Annotated in this window: 14 protein-coding genes and 1 pseudogene; 8 read left to right on the top strand and 7 right to left on the bottom strand. The window is 34.4% G+C overall.

Annotation, left to right across the window (positions count from 1 at the left end; translation table 11 throughout):
- Window positions 1–339: 339 nt before the first annotated feature.
- On the bottom strand, window positions 340–1,947 hold the full coding sequence (locus AB4Y30_RS01670; RefSeq protein ID WP_368653790.1) for an ABC transporter substrate-binding protein: 1,608 nt from the start codon (window positions 1,945–1,947) through the stop codon (window positions 340–342).
- Between the two features lie 509 nt (window positions 1,948–2,456).
- Window positions 2,457–3,068 carry a class I SAM-dependent methyltransferase gene (locus tag AB4Y30_RS01665; RefSeq protein ID WP_368653789.1) on the bottom strand — a complete coding sequence of 204 codons (612 nt, stop codon included), beginning with the start codon at window positions 3,066–3,068 and terminating at the stop codon, window positions 2,457–2,459.
- A gap of 185 nt (window positions 3,069–3,253) precedes the next feature.
- On the opposite strand from AB4Y30_RS01665, the gene AB4Y30_RS01660 reads away from it, so the two are divergent.
- Window positions 3,254–4,246, top strand: coding sequence for an LLM class flavin-dependent oxidoreductase (locus AB4Y30_RS01660; protein ID WP_368653788.1), 993 nt, complete (start codon window positions 3,254–3,256; stop codon window positions 4,244–4,246).
- 128 nt (window positions 4,247–4,374) lie between these two features.
- Complete coding sequence (locus AB4Y30_RS01655) at window positions 4,375–4,890, top strand: type 1 glutamine amidotransferase domain-containing protein (protein WP_368653787.1); 516 nt, start codon at window positions 4,375–4,377, stop codon at window positions 4,888–4,890.
- A gap of 566 nt (window positions 4,891–5,456) precedes the next feature.
- Here AB4Y30_RS01655 and AB4Y30_RS01650 read toward each other — a convergent pair.
- Complete coding sequence (locus AB4Y30_RS01650; protein ID WP_368653786.1) at window positions 5,457–5,873, bottom strand: hypothetical protein; 417 nt, start codon at window positions 5,871–5,873, stop codon at window positions 5,457–5,459.
- A 142-nt stretch (window positions 5,874–6,015) separates the two neighbouring features.
- Between AB4Y30_RS01650 and AB4Y30_RS01645 the strand changes: the two genes are divergently transcribed.
- Together AB4Y30_RS01645 and AB4Y30_RS01640 are read left to right on the top strand one after the other, a co-directional pair.
- Window positions 6,016–6,186: a hypothetical protein gene (locus AB4Y30_RS01645; RefSeq protein ID WP_368653785.1), complete on the top strand. Its 171-nt coding sequence runs from the start codon at window positions 6,016–6,018 to the stop codon at window positions 6,184–6,186.
- A 282-nt stretch (window positions 6,187–6,468) separates the two neighbouring features.
- A protein-coding gene (locus AB4Y30_RS01640; RefSeq protein ID WP_368653572.1) for an IS3 family transposase occupies window positions 6,469–7,622 on the top strand; the annotation gives its coding sequence in 2 pieces (ribosomal slippage) (window positions 6,469–6,721 and window positions 6,721–7,622; 1,155 coding nt in all).
- A 178-nt stretch (window positions 7,623–7,800) separates the two neighbouring features.
- Here AB4Y30_RS01640 and AB4Y30_RS01635 read toward each other — a convergent pair.
- Window positions 7,801–8,730, bottom strand: a pseudogene (locus tag AB4Y30_RS01635) (IS3 family transposase); the annotation flags it as partial.
- A 311-nt stretch (window positions 8,731–9,041) separates the two neighbouring features.
- Between AB4Y30_RS01635 and AB4Y30_RS01630 the strand changes: the two are divergent.
- Window positions 9,042–10,226 carry an IS110 family transposase gene (locus tag AB4Y30_RS01630; RefSeq protein ID WP_368655145.1) on the top strand — a complete coding sequence of 395 codons (1,185 nt, stop codon included), beginning with the start codon at window positions 9,042–9,044 and terminating at the stop codon, window positions 10,224–10,226.
- Between the two features lie 89 nt (window positions 10,227–10,315).
- Here AB4Y30_RS01630 and AB4Y30_RS01625 read toward each other — a convergent pair whose 3' ends face one another.
- Window positions 10,316–10,726 (bottom strand): HTH domain-containing protein, encoded by a 411-nt coding sequence (locus AB4Y30_RS01625; protein ID WP_368652992.1) that lies wholly within the window; start codon window positions 10,724–10,726, stop codon window positions 10,316–10,318.
- 116 nt (window positions 10,727–10,842) lie between these two features.
- Here AB4Y30_RS01625 and AB4Y30_RS01620 point away from each other — a divergent pair, with 116 nt between their 5' ends.
- The 3 genes from AB4Y30_RS01620 to AB4Y30_RS01610 all read left to right on the top strand — a co-directional run bounded on the left by AB4Y30_RS01620 (window position 10,843) and on the right by AB4Y30_RS01610 (window position 11,802).
- On the top strand, window positions 10,843–11,124 hold the full coding sequence (locus AB4Y30_RS01620; protein WP_368653784.1) for a hypothetical protein: 282 nt from the start codon (window positions 10,843–10,845) through the stop codon (window positions 11,122–11,124).
- A gap of 195 nt (window positions 11,125–11,319) precedes the next feature.
- On the top strand, window positions 11,320–11,493 hold the full coding sequence (locus tag AB4Y30_RS01615) for a CsbD family protein (RefSeq protein WP_368653783.1): 174 nt from the start codon (window positions 11,320–11,322) through the stop codon (window positions 11,491–11,493).
- A gap of 45 nt (window positions 11,494–11,538) precedes the next feature.
- Window positions 11,539–11,802: a GlsB/YeaQ/YmgE family stress response membrane protein gene (locus AB4Y30_RS01610; protein ID WP_368655144.1), complete on the top strand. Its 264-nt coding sequence runs from the start codon at window positions 11,539–11,541 to the stop codon at window positions 11,800–11,802.
- Between the two features lie 113 nt (window positions 11,803–11,915).
- On the opposite strand, the gene tnpA is transcribed toward AB4Y30_RS01610, so the two are convergent.
- Both tnpA and AB4Y30_RS01600 read right to left on the bottom strand, forming a co-directional pair.
- Window positions 11,916–12,386 carry an IS200/IS605 family transposase gene (gene tnpA, locus AB4Y30_RS01605; RefSeq protein ID WP_368652045.1) on the bottom strand — a complete coding sequence of 157 codons (471 nt, stop codon included), beginning with the start codon at window positions 12,384–12,386 and terminating at the stop codon, window positions 11,916–11,918.
- Between the two features lie 441 nt (window positions 12,387–12,827).
- A complete protein-coding gene (locus AB4Y30_RS01600; RefSeq protein WP_368653782.1) occupies window positions 12,828–13,760 on the bottom strand; it encodes an AEC family transporter in 933 nt (310 codons plus the stop codon).
- Window positions 13,761–13,828 lie beyond the last annotated feature (68 nt).

The following is a 13,828-nucleotide window of genomic DNA, read 5'->3' as shown; positions in this document are numbered from 1 at the left end:
ATACTTCGAATCTTTAAAATAAATTGCCGCGGTAGTATTAATTTAATGAACCCAAACAATGTATGCCCTACCTTCTCATACATCCTTACAACCCCTAAGTTGTGCCAGTGTGAATAAGTCTAAAAAATAATTTATTTCAATATACATTCCGAAATACGTTTCAAAATACTATACCATATATAGATTTAAAAATCAAATTGGGTACAAAAAGTAGACGCGCTACTAATCATGACTCTAACGCCTTTTACCAAATAGTATCCACTAGAGTCATCAAATACACGATAAATTAGGTAAAAAGTATGTTAAGGGCTTTTACCAAACCCTTAACATATTAGACAGTTAATCTGCTCCTTCTGATACAGTAACATTCCAGAAGATTGGACCTGTATTAATAGTAATTCCCTCTACCTTTTTATTAACTCCGTATAAGCTATTAAACCCACCAAACTGAACTACTGGTACATATTCTTCCCAAGCAAACTGCTGGATCTCTTCCCATAATGCAAAACCTTCCTCTTCGGTAGGAGCTGTTTCAAGGGCCAGCATTCTATCATCCATATACGGTTCCGGAATACTACCTTTAGCTTTAGGACTCACATGAAGCAACTGTGGTGGTGTACTAACTGTAGAAAATGTTGTAATATACGCTTCCCAAACATCAGGATCACCATTTCGTTCTGTAACAGTTGGCCAGTCATACACCTCTAATTTTGAATTAATTCCAATTTGTTGAAGCTGCTCATGTATTACAACAGCTGTGTTATAATGATGATCATAATCACGAGTTGCCATCAGTCTAAACTCTTCACCATTATATCCCATTTCCTCTAACATCTGTTTTGCTTTTTCTGGATCAGCTTGGTTATAAAACTCACTTCCAGCTTGACTTGCCCATCTCTTAATATTGATATCCATGTAACCGGCGTCTAACCAGAAAAAGTCCGGATTTGGAAAAGCACCCATCATGACTTTTTCTGCGTCTAAAGCAGTATTCACTGCTCTCCTAAAGGCTGCATCAGAGGCAATACCTTTTTGTTTATTAAACACGATAACAGCATTAGCACTTGGAGCTAAAATCGGTTCCAGATTTGGATCCTCTTGTAGTTGATCATAACTATCATAAGAAACACCATAAGCAAAATCATACTCACCTGTTTGTAGACCCGCTAAACGTGTAGAAGTATCTGGAACAATATAGATAAATATTTCGTCAACTAACGCTTCTTTTTTACCGGATAAACCATCTGCTTCAAAATCAACTGGGGAATAATCATCGAATTTTTCATAGTGAATATACTGATCAGTCTTCCACTCAACGAGCTTAAAAGGTCCTGTACCAATATACTCATCTACTCCTTCTTCTGGTGCTGCATCAATGATCTCTTTTGGCATAATAGCAGGAGCTGTTTTCGCAGAAGCCATTGTATCGAGTGTGATCGATGACGGTTCCTGTAATTCTAAATTCACTGTATAATCATCGACAATGGTCCATTTTGAATCATTGAATACATTGCCCGTAATAGTAGATTTCTCTAACCAACGTTCCATTGAAGCAACAACGTCCTCAGCAATCATTTCTTTTCCATTGTGAAACTTAATGCCTTGCCTTAAATTGAATGTGTATGTTTTACCATCATCACTTATATCAACAGAATCGGCTAACATAGGAATCGCTTCGAAATCTGAGTTTGTTGTTATAAGTGTTTCAAAAATTAATCGAGATGCATCTCTTGTAGCTGTAGTTGTACTTGTTGGTTGATCTAGTGTTGGTGGAGCCGCATCAATCGCAATTTTTAAAACCCCACCTGTTTGAGTCTCTTCTTCTTCATTCTGATTATCTCCTGAATCATTTGGTGTATCCTTATTTGTTGAATCTGAGCTGCAACCCACTATTGTGGTTAATAATATGAGAAACATCATAAATAAAATACTTTTGATTAATTTCATATTTATTCCTCCCTAATAGTTTGTATTGCATTAACTAACATTAGTTGACTTTTCAATATAAACGCTTATCTTTTATTTATATTGTAGTGACTAAGTTACAGATTCCTTTAGAGTTTCAACTAGTATATTATCATGTAACAAATAAAGAACTAAATATATGGAAATTAAATTTGAGTATGGAAATTTAACCGGAACTAGCTATTATTTCATTTATTGTGGGTAGAACTTGAAGATAAGAGGGTTGTCTATGGACAGAAAATTCAGTTAAATAATAGAATGGGAATGACCAGCGTAAATATTAGTGTATTCCTAATATTCTATCTTATTTTTTATTGTTTGTAAATTTTTTTCTAAGAAGTTTAATAAATTTTTATTTGATAACTGGCTCACATAGTTCAATAGGTAGAGTATGTCCATGGTAAGGAGTGGTCATCGGTTAGAAACAGGAATCTAAAATTATTTCATCATCCCCTTTATCTATTAGTAACAAATAAAACCAACTGAAAAATTTAATCAGTTGGTTTATAAACTGCGAGTTGAATGACATGTCCTAAGCCCGTGTGTAATTTTCCCTCATATCGCTCCACTTCACCATAATAAAAATATTTGATTTGCCAGTCAGCAAAAATCTGAAGCACTTCACATGGCGTATATAAAAGACGAATATCTTTTCCTCCCCCACTACGATAAGGGAGTTGACGATCGGAGTAGACTTCCATAATATAAACTCCACCTGGACGGAGCATTGTTTTGATTCCTTTCATTAAACGTTGACGAACAGAAGCATCTCCAATATGACCAAAAACATTCATAACCACATCCCATTGATTTTCTCTAAAATCGATTTCTTGAGCTAAATCAACTAATTTTGTTTTAACCTTAACGTTTCTAGAATCAGCAAATTGATGTAGTTTGTCTAAACCTACAGACGAATAATCCCAAGCCGTAACACGATGCCCTAATTCTGCTGCATAGACTGCGTTACGTCCTTCTCCCTCTGCTATGGTCAGTACATCGCAACTAGGGTGGTCTTGCAGCATTGATTTAACAAAGACATTGGGCTCTTTTCCGTATATATACTCCTGTTTATTAAAACGTTCATCCCATGAATTATTTATCATTTGTAGATGTCTCCTCTCTTTACACTATCAATCCGTAAATGTATTCTAATTGAATCAGGTCTTAACCGCATTATAATCGTAAGAATTACGATTTACAATCAGAAGCATTTTTGTTGATAAAAAATTGTTGTACCTTTTAATTGTCTATACGTTTATAGATTTGCTGAGAAAAGGAGTTATAAGTGATGAAATTAAGTGTATTAGATCAAGCTCCCATATCCAAAGGAGATACTTCAGAACTAACATTGCAGCATACACTGGAGTTAGCGCAATGGGCTGAAAAATTAGGCTATCATCGTTATTGGGTTGCTGAACATCATAACAGTAACGGTCTTGCAAGCTCTTCTCCCGAAATTATGATGACAAGAATTGCTTCTGTAACTAATCAAATTCGTGTTGGTTCAGGTGGCATACTTTTGCCACAATATAGCCCCTATAAAATTGCTGAAAACGCAAATACATTAGCTGCTTTCTTTCCAGATCGTATTGATATTGGTGTAGGTAACTCACCAGGTGGTTCCCAGCTAACGAGATCTGCGTTAACAGATAACCAAAATAAAAATCTTCATGACTTCCCAAGGCAAGTTGCAGATTTACAAGGATTTTTACATAATACTTTACCCCGTGATCATGAATTTAGGCTAGTCAAAGCTGGTCCGAGAATTGCAAACCCACCCCCTCTCTGGTTGTTAGGTTTATCAGAACGTTCGGCTAGACAAGCAGCAGAAATGGGATTAGGCTTCGTATTTGGTCATTTTATTGATCCAAGTCAGGGAATAGAAGCATTAAAAATATATCATGACTATTTTTCCCCTTCTATAACTGGTAGCGAGGCACAATCCATTGTTTGCATCTTTGTTATTTGTGCAGAAACAGAAGAAGAGGCGGAAGAACTAGCAATAACACAGGACAAATGGCTATTAAACGTTGGAAAAGGATTAGGTACATTAGTATTGCCCAAAGAAGATATTAATAGCTCTACATTTAGCCCAGAGGATTTAACTACAATCAAACAGAACCGCAACCGATGTATTATTGGAACACCAGATCTAGTAAAAGAGAAATTAATAGCTTTACAAAAAATCTACCAAACAGATGAATTTATGATTATTACAAATATCTTTGACTTTGAAGCGAAGAAAAAATCCTATCGTTTATTGGCAGAAACAATACTTTAGCTTGGAGGAAATTTTTATTTGCTTTTGAATAGAGCTCTAATTTACGGAACGAATTTAAAATTTTATTTTTAAAAAAATATTTTTGGGGAATATAGTGAGTGTAAACATTTTTAAAGGAGTGTCAATTCATGGGTAAAAAAGTCGCAACAGTCATTACAGACTTATTTGAAGACGTAGAATTCACAAGTCCGAAAGAGGCATTAGAGGAAGCTGGTCATGAGCTAGTTACTATCGAAAAAGAAAAAGGAAATACGGTAACAGGTAAATCAGAAGGTACAAAAGTAACCATTGATAAAGGTATTGATGATGTGAAACCAGAAGACTTTGATGCTTTGTTTATTCCTGGTGGTTTTTCTCCGGATATATTACGTGCAGATGAACGCTTTGTAGCATTTGCCAAACATTTTATGGACAAGAAAAAGCCGGTTATGGCAATTTGTCATGGTCCACAATTGCTTATTACAGCCAAAACATTAGAAGGCCGCGATGCAACTGGTTATAAATCAATCAAAGTGGATATGGAATACGCTGGCGCAGACTACGCAGACAAAGAGGTAGTTGTTTGTCAAAACCAATTAGTAACAAGTCGTACACCAGATGACCTTCCTGCATTTAATCGTGAATCTGTTAAGGTACTTGGTTAATCAACAACCAAAAAGAAGTAGCCTTCATTGACTCGGAGGCTACTTCTTTTTGGTTCTATACTGAAATTTAAAATATTATTTTATTCTAATAGGGTAATTATTTTTCTCCCTAATTAAATGTTTTCATAGTGATTCAACTAAATTGGATATGGACTATTTGATTATGTTAAATAACAATAAAAGCCTTTGTGTACTTTCTTACTAAAAAATGACTTAAATAAAAAAACGCTCAATACCTTATGTATCAAGCGTTTGCGCAAGAGCTCCCAACCGGGATCGAACCGATGACCTCATCCTTACCATGAAGTTCGACTATACTTTCATGCACTTTCAATGACTTTCAATTGTTGTCATTACGAGTTAATGGTCATAACTATATTTTCAAGAATAATAAATAAAAATGTTCTGTTATCACCTTTATGACACTTTTTGGCACCTTTCTGGCACCCTTGTAACAATTTTTTCTTTATATCTCCATATAATAGAAGAAACTAGTTCACACAAATAAAGAGAGCAAAAAATCAGCTCTCTTTATTTTTTATATATAATAGAAGAAACTAGTTTTACTAGACCTTATCAAACCACTTTAACATATCCATATATTCAACATTTCTTATTTGATCTAGAGTGCAATTGGTTGTACGGCCATCTTTTAATTTCAAATAAATTTGATTGTCTTCATAACCTAAGATTATGCACTCTAAATCGTTGTAATATCTTCCATTATTTATAACGTTGGCTTGAATTAATACTGGTGTAGCTGTAACAAATGCATTGTACAAAGCCTCTGAAATGCCTTCTTCTGACATTCCCTCTTTTGCTTCAACTTCTGACAAATGTTCGTTTAGCTTTTCTCTTTTTAGCGCATCTGTATGATCAGATAGTATCATTCCCTGCCATTTCAGTATTCCTCTGTCCTTATAGCCAAACTGTTCGGGGGTCACTCTTATAATATTATATTTTGGTATTGAAAATTGTCTCATAGTGCTCCCACCTTCAAATATTTTCTTTTATTATAGGAACATTTGTTCTTAATCACAAGTGGAATCTTTAGGGAATAATTAAATACACATCCTTAACACTATGAATACTATTTGATACAATAGGTAAAAAGAAGGTGATCAGATGCGGTATTGTATTAATTGTGGGTTAAAAGTAGCTGTTGCTAAAATGAAGAATGGGAATGGGTTTTGTCCATGGTGTGAAGAATACACTGTAGATTTACAGTTAAGTAGAGAAACTCTAAATTACATAAATAAAGTAAAAGTAAATAATAAGAAACAAGACCGCCATTAAGCGGTCTTTCATTAGAATGAAATTATATTAGCTATAACACAGGATATAGAGAAAGTTAGCTTCATGGAGGTAACTAAACAATCTCTTGTAGTCGATGCATACAGTTACGACTAAATAATCTCAATCCATAGCATATTATAACATATAAGGCTAAGTTTATAATTTTAAAATAATAATATGACAAAATATTGACTCAGATCCGATTCAAGCACTGATGCTAGTATAGTTTCATGGACACAACTTAGTTAAGTCTTTAAAATTATTACTAGGGGGTTGTGTCCAATGGCAAATCACAAACATGGTAAACGTTACAATGATGATTTTAGGAAGATGGTTGTTGATTTATATCGTTCAGGTCAATCAGCTAGGGAATTAAGCAGTGAATATGGCGTTTCAGAAGTAACTATTTATGCATGGATAAAAAAATTCAATCCAGTAGAGCTAGAAGATGGATCATCCGTAACACCAGATGATTACGCAAAGATGCAAAAAGAAATGCTTAAGTTACAACAGGAGAACGAAATATTAAAAAAAGCTATGGCCATATTCGCAAAAAAGTAACCGACAACGATATTACGGATTTCATCGAGCAAGAAAGAGAATATTACCCTGTTCATACATTGTGTGAAGTGCTTGGTGTTCCTAGGAGCACGTACTATCAATCATTAACGTTTTCTATCTCAAAACAAGAACAGGAAAATCGACAACTAACAAAAGAAATCATCCGAATTTTTAACGACAGTAAACAACGTTATGGTGCACCAAAAATCCACCATTTATTAGAGTTGGCCGGATATCATGTAAGTTTAAAACGTGTGCAACGCCTGATGAAAAAGGCAAATATCAGGTCCATCACAACGAAGAAATTCCGTCCGACACCGAGTAAAGAAAAGATAATAGAACGTGAGAATATTTTAGAGCGTGATTTTGAGACGAAAACAATCAATGAAAAATGGGTTGGAGATATTACTTATATCCACACCTTAAAGCAGGGTTGGTGCTATCTGGCAACTGTTTTGGATTTGCATTCAAGAAAGGTTGTTGGCCATTCTTTTGGACGCACAATGACAACGGAATTAATAAGCACCGCATTACGAAATGCATATGAAACGCAACAACCCTGTGAAGAACTTATCTTTCATTCAGACCTTGGTAGTCAATATACAAGCGATGAATTCGCATTTTTGATCACCGAATTTAACATAAAGCATTCTTTTAGCTATAAAGGTAGCCCTTATGACAATGCTTGCATTGAATCGTTCCATGCCATTTTAAAAAAGGAAGAAGTCAATCATGTTCAGTATCTAGATGAATATTCAGCGAAAATAGCGTTATTTCAGTATATTGAAGGTTGGTATAATCGCAAAAGAATTCATGGGAGTATAAATTATATGACACCACAAGAGGTAGAAAATATCTGCCGAAATATCAGCTGAAAATATCATTAAAAACTTAAGCTATTTGTGTCCAAGATATTGACATAGGTCCACACTTACTTAATTGTAGGTGCTTTTTAATGGACTAATTTTCACACAACCTTAACACTATAAATCCCATCTGATACAATTAAAGTGTACCCTTTGTAAAGGACATTTTTAAAAAGACTCTAGGGAATTAAGTAACTTGAAGAAGATGATGACTGTATTGTGCAGGCGTCATCTTTTTTAAGTTCCATTGACCTCGATAATGATTGTAATAAATCATATAACTCTTAATCTCTCTTTTTACCTCTTCTAATGTTTCACACGATTTAAAGTCTGTTTCATCTTTAAAATGCCCAAAGAATGATTCTTGAGGGGCATTGTCCCAACAGTTTCCACGGCGGGACATTGACTGACCTAGCCCCATTACCTTCACCTTCTTTTGAAAATGGGGGTTCGTATAGTGAACTCCTTGATCTGAGTGAATGAATGCGTCTTCAGCCAACTTTATCTTACTGTTTTTTAACTTCTTGACTGTATTTAATGCAATATCTAGGGTGATTCTATCAGATGTTTCATAGGCTAAAATTTCATTGGTTTCGGCATCTTTGATAGTGGATAAGTAAGCACGTTTTCCTTTTCCATAACTCAAGTAGGTAATGTCTGTCAATAATACTTTTCTAGCGATTCCTTGTTTAAATTCACGGTTTAATAGGTTCGGTAGTGTTCTATGTTCTTTCGTTGCTTTCGCGATTCTTCGATAAGGATTGGCTTTTCGAATGGGACAAATAATTTGAAACTTTTTCATGATACGACGAATGCGTTTCAAGTTATAGGTAATGTGATACTGATGTTCTAATGTCATTTTGATTTGACGTGCACCTTTCTTACGACGGCGGAAATTGAACGCTTTTAAAATGATTGCCTTTACTTCTTCATCTGCTTTATCTCGTGCTTGTCTATTCAGTTGTGCTTCTTCTGAAAAATAACGATAATAACCTGATCTAGAGACGCCAACTAATTCACAAAGATACCTCACCATTCGATTTAAACCGTATTTTTCAATGACGAATTGGACTAACTGAAATTTCTGTTCCGCAGTTAGTTTTTCTTTTCCTTTATCAACAACCTTGTATATTATATTTAAGGTTTTAGTCTCCCGACTTTGAAAGGAAAACCTTATGAACCTAAGTTGTTTCTAAGTTGGTATTTCCTCAATTATTTGAGAAAATATACTTAATGGATTGAGAGGTGGATCGTTCCAACCTTGGGTGATAAAACTCGTTATCGAAAGACTGATCCCTCTCTCTGTTAAGCTGATTGCGAATGAGTTAGATGTTGAAGGCGTATTGCCTTACTCCGTATTTAGCACAAGGTCGTGACGCTTTTCAGTTGAGTGGCATTCAATCCAAAACAAGTAAAGAAGGTGAAGCGATGTTTTATCTTGGTATTGATATTGGTAAACGTACACATGTTGCTTCTGTTATGGACGATGCAGGGAAAGTAGTCTTAAAAGGATTTTCTTTCCCTAACACACTTGAAGGCGGTCACTCATTACTCACTCGTTTAAATGCTATTTCAGATGATCCATCATATTTCCTTACAGGAATGGAAGCGACCGGTCATTATTGGCTCGCTCTTTTTTCCTTCCTAGAAGAAGCCAATTATTTCGTCCATGTCATTAACCCCATCCAAACTGATGGTTGGAGGAAAGGGACTGAAATTCGAAAGCGAAAAACTGACATCATTGATTCGGTATTAATAGCCGATCTTATTCGTTACGGTTCATTTGAAGACACTACCTTAGCGAATGAGGATATGTTCTCCTTACGTCAATTGACGCGTTATCGTTCTTACCTCGTTGGAACTGCTGGTGATTTTAAACGTAAAATCATTGCTGTTTTAGATCAAATCTTCCCCGAATACGATACCGTTTTTTCTAAAGTTGGTGTGTTTGGGAAAGCTTCAAGAGCTGCTCTACTTGAATATTCCACACCGGATGCATTTAATGAAATTACAGCCGATATGCTTGCTGAAACACTCGGTTTAGCAAGCCGTAATCGTGTGGGGTTAATTAAAGCCGAAGCGCTAAAGAAAGCAGCTTCAAACTCCTTTGGAATTCGGTTTGCACAGGATGCATTTACTTTCCAATTCCGCTCCATGATTGAACAGCTCAATTTTCTAGAAACGCAAATAAAACAAACAGAAGAAGAAATAAACCAATTGATGACATCTATTGACTCAGTTATTGAAACGATTCCAGGTATCGGTCCAGTAATTGGTGCAACGATATTAGGAGAAATTGGTGATATTCACAAATTTTCTAATCCTAAAAAATTAGTCGCTTATGCTGGTATTGATGCATCTGTATCACAATCCGGCCAATTTGACTCAACCCATAATGTCATGAGCAAGCGTGGCTCTCCTTATCTTAGAAAAGCACTGTTTCAAGCTGCCATTGTCGCTTCAAGAAGTGATCCTGTTTTGAAAGCTTTTTATGAGAAAAAACGGTCTGAAGGAAAGCATCATCTCACATCAATAGGTGCCGTGTCTCGAAAACTCTGTTACATCATTCATGCGATATTAACTAAAAATGAACCTTATGAAATTCGTCAGTAAGCGAAAAAAAGGCAGCTTATCTGATGCTTATTTGACATGAGTTTTTTCCATACATTTTTCTAAAAATCACTTTACTTTTCCACTTGACTTTATATAGTTAGTCTTTCTGCTAGATCGATCTTTTTTAGTAATTCATTTTCTGCGCGTAATAATGCGTTTTGTGCTTCTAATCGAGCATACTTTTCTTCTATACTTAATTCACGCGCAAGAAGACGTCTTGAAGAAGAGTTACGTGAATCCTCAAGCCCTTCCAAACCCTTTTCTTGATAGGCAGTACGCCATCTTTTTAAAGCCGATTTAGCGCGTTCAATCCCAACGATTTCAATATCAAATCCTGCATCTTCAAATATTTGACGAGGAAATTTTCCTTCTCCATATTCTTTAACAGCTATTGCTTTAAATTCATCCGTGTATGTAATTGCCTTTTTACTAACCGCTTTTACATAAGGATGTTTCATCAATAAGTACTGTTCTTGATCTGTAAATAATATTTTCGACATTTTCATCCGCCCCATTCGCAATTTCTTTCATTATAAATAAAAGTACCCCATAAGAGAGACTTTTTAAAGTGTCTATCTTATAGGGTACATTTTAAATAGGTAAGCAGTGTTTATTTATGAGTAATAAAGATGCTAATAGGAGAATGATGTTAAAAATGAATAATAAAGCATACAGAATAAAAAAAGGTATTTCAGAAAACCCAAAAAACAGTATTTTTAATAAATTAGGCTATAATTTTAATGCATTACAGGGTGGGTATATCAGTAAAGATTTATCAACAATTATTATTACTCACCGTGGAAAGGGACATAGCATAGTTACACTTTATTCAGCTAACCAACAAAAACGTTTCAAAAAACATATTCAGATACTAAAAGAGAATAATTTATTGGAATAAGCCCTTCACATTGATTGTGAGAGGCTTATTTATATCACTAGACCTTAATCAAACCACTTTAACATATCCATATATTCAACAATCCTTATTTGATCTAGAATGCAATTAACTGTAGGTACTTTTTATTACAGGAAAATGTTTATATTTAGAAATAATTGGGAATAGACCCTTAAATATCAAAAGGAGTGATGTTAAATGAGTTTCAAAGATAAAGTGGAAAGTGCTAAAGATAAGGTAAAAGGTGAAGCAAAAGAATTATACGGTAAAATGACTGATGATAAAGCTAAAGTTGCTGAAGGTAAATTAGATAAGGCAAAAGGCGAAGCTAAGGATAAAATTAGTGATGTAAAAGACAAATTGGACAAGTAATTAAAATAATCAAATCCTATACAACATACAAAGGATGTGATCTATCTGGGTGTTATTTGGACATTAATTGTTGGTGGTATCATTGGGTGGTTTGCAGGATTAATTACAGGAAAAGATATCCCAGGTGGTATTATTGGTAATATCTTAGCAGGTATTATAGGTGGATATTTAGGATCACTTCTGTTAGGCTCTTGGGGACCCGAAATTGGTGATTTTTATATCATCCCAGCACTATTAGGTGCAATAATCTTGATTATAATCGTCACTATAATTTTAAATATGTTTAAGAAATCAAAACCACCAGTGTGAACTGGTGGTTTGTTCTGCGGCTAGAAGCCTCTGTTACCGGCCTTGGCCTTAAAGGCCCACTGAATGGGTTTCCCTTTTGCACCACACTTACTCACTGATTCTAAAAGAATCTCTTATTTCTTTTTATTTTTCTTCCCTGTAAATGGATCAAATTCTTCGAATAAAGTTAATTGATCACTCATGTAGTCATCTTTAAGCTGATTTCTTATGTATTCTTGTATTTGATTTTTATTTCTTCCCACTGTATCTACAAAGTAGCCTCGACACCAGAATTTTCGATTACCGTATCTGTACTTTAAATTCGCGTGACGATCAAATATCATTAAGCTACTTTTTCCTTTTAAGTATCCCATGAAGGAAGATACACTTAATTTCGGTGGTATACTCACTAACATATGAATATGATCTCTACACGCATTTGCCTCGTGTATATCAACTTCTTTTCTTTCACAAAGCTCTCTTATAATTTCTCCAATACTTTGTTTGTATTTTCCATAAATCACTTGTCTTCTATATTTTGGAGCAAATACTATATGATACTTACATCTCCACTTTGTATGTGCTAAACTATTCTTGTCCTGCATAGGGCTTTGCCTCCTTCTTTGGTGAGTTTTGGTGGTCGGGAAACCAACCTTAGCTTACCATGAAGAGAGGCTTTTTTTGACCCCACGCTTGAAGCTCTTTAGAACCCCCGGCATAGCCAGGGGTTTTCTAAAATCATAAAAATAACAAGACCGCCATTGAGCGGTCTTTGTCATGGTGAGAAATGAAATTATTTTAGCTGTAACATGGATTTAGAGACAGTTTACCGTACAAAGGAGACTAGTTACGACTAAATAACTCCACTTCGCACACTACAGCTTATGATGATTAATCTTATTGTTGCAGGCTTGGCTGTATATAAAAGAGTCACTTGTCTTTGCCATCAGAGTATTAGTGACTCTTTTATTGGGTATAGTATAGCCTGGGATTGGAGTGTTATACAGCGAGAATAGATTTAGGAATAATCTAAGTGTGAAAAAACATTATACCTTTATTAATGTTTTAATTATCGATATTAATAAAGGTATTGTAATTAAACTAAGAACTGTTGAAAGTAGTACTCCTATTGAAGAGAATTGTATATCTCCACCATATTTTTGTGCGTATAGTGATGTCGTGGGTGCCGATGGCATACCAGATACAATAAAAGCAATCATTATTAATTTAGGATGGATTGATAAATATAAAAAAGGTAAAACTAGAATAGGTATAGCTATTAATCTTAATATAGTTGCTAACCAAATATAAATATCTTTTATCATTCTACATAAATCTTTATATTTCACAACCGCCAATAAGCTACCAATAAATATCATTGAAAGTGGGACAGTGATATTTCCCACTTCTTCAAGTGTCTTTGATATTATAAAATTAAGCTTTATTGGAAGTAATAATATAATAATACCAATTATTGTAGACATTAATCCAGAGTTCAATAACCCTTTAATTGTAAATTCTCCGTTATTTTTTGTGAATAAATATATACCATATGTCCAAATTAAAATTAAATAAAATATATTAAATATAACTAAATAAATAATCTCTTCTTCGCCAAATAAGGCCATAACAACTGCATACCCTATAAATCCTTGGTTTCCAAAAATTATCAAACTTTCGTATGTTGCTCGTTTATTCTTATTATGCTGTAATCGCTTACCCATCCAATGAGCCAATAAAGTGGCTACGGCTAATACGTACAAGGATATTAACAATAACCAAATAAAATCTTTTAACATTGTAAATGTAAATGTCTTATCCAAAGAGTGAATTATAAGACATGGTAGCGTAACATTCAAAATTAGTTTTGACAAAACATCTATACTACTTTTATTTAATATATTAAATTTCATTGCAGTAAACCCTATTATTGCAAAACCATAAAGAACCATCATCTCTTGAATTAATTCTACAATCACATACTCCCCTCCTATGCTTTACTATATGAATACAAAAGTAAAGCGGCTACTACTCATTTTAGGAAGGT

Origin of the sequence: Ornithinibacillus sp. 4-3 (assembly GCF_040958695.1) — a bacterium.
Classification (GTDB): domain Bacteria; phylum Bacillota; class Bacilli; order Bacillales; family Amphibacillaceae; genus CALAMD01.
The sequence above is the reverse complement of the archived record's forward strand: the minus strand, read 5'-3'. Positions and strand labels throughout refer to the sequence as shown.

Coding starts and splice junctions, on each gene's coding strand:
- AB4Y30_RS01670 (WP_368653790.1), bottom strand. CDS start 1,947: ATGAAATTAATCAAAAGTATTTTATTTATGATGTTTCTCATATTATTA.
- AB4Y30_RS01665 (WP_368653789.1), bottom strand. CDS start 3,068: ATGATAAATAATTCATGGGATGAACGTTTTAATAAACAGGAGTATATA.
- AB4Y30_RS01660 (WP_368653788.1), top strand. CDS start 3,254: ATGAAATTAAGTGTATTAGATCAAGCTCCCATATCCAAAGGAGATACT.
- AB4Y30_RS01655 (WP_368653787.1), top strand. CDS start 4,375: ATGGGTAAAAAAGTCGCAACAGTCATTACAGACTTATTTGAAGACGTA.
- AB4Y30_RS01650 (WP_368653786.1), bottom strand. CDS start 5,873: ATGAGACAATTTTCAATACCAAAATATAATATTATAAGAGTGACCCCC.
- AB4Y30_RS01645 (WP_368653785.1), top strand. CDS start 6,016: ATGCGGTATTGTATTAATTGTGGGTTAAAAGTAGCTGTTGCTAAAATG.
- AB4Y30_RS01630 (WP_368655145.1), top strand. CDS start 9,042: ATGTTTTATCTTGGTATTGATATTGGTAAACGTACACATGTTGCTTCT.
- AB4Y30_RS01625 (WP_368652992.1), bottom strand. CDS start 10,726: ATGTCGAAAATATTATTTACAGATCAAGAACAGTACTTATTGATGAAA.
- AB4Y30_RS01620 (WP_368653784.1), top strand. CDS start 10,843: ATGAGTAATAAAGATGCTAATAGGAGAATGATGTTAAAAATGAATAAT.
- AB4Y30_RS01615 (WP_368653783.1), top strand. CDS start 11,320: ATGAGTTTCAAAGATAAAGTGGAAAGTGCTAAAGATAAGGTAAAAGGT.
- tnpA (WP_368652045.1), bottom strand. CDS start 12,386: ATGCAGGACAAGAATAGTTTAGCACATACAAAGTGGAGATGTAAGTAT.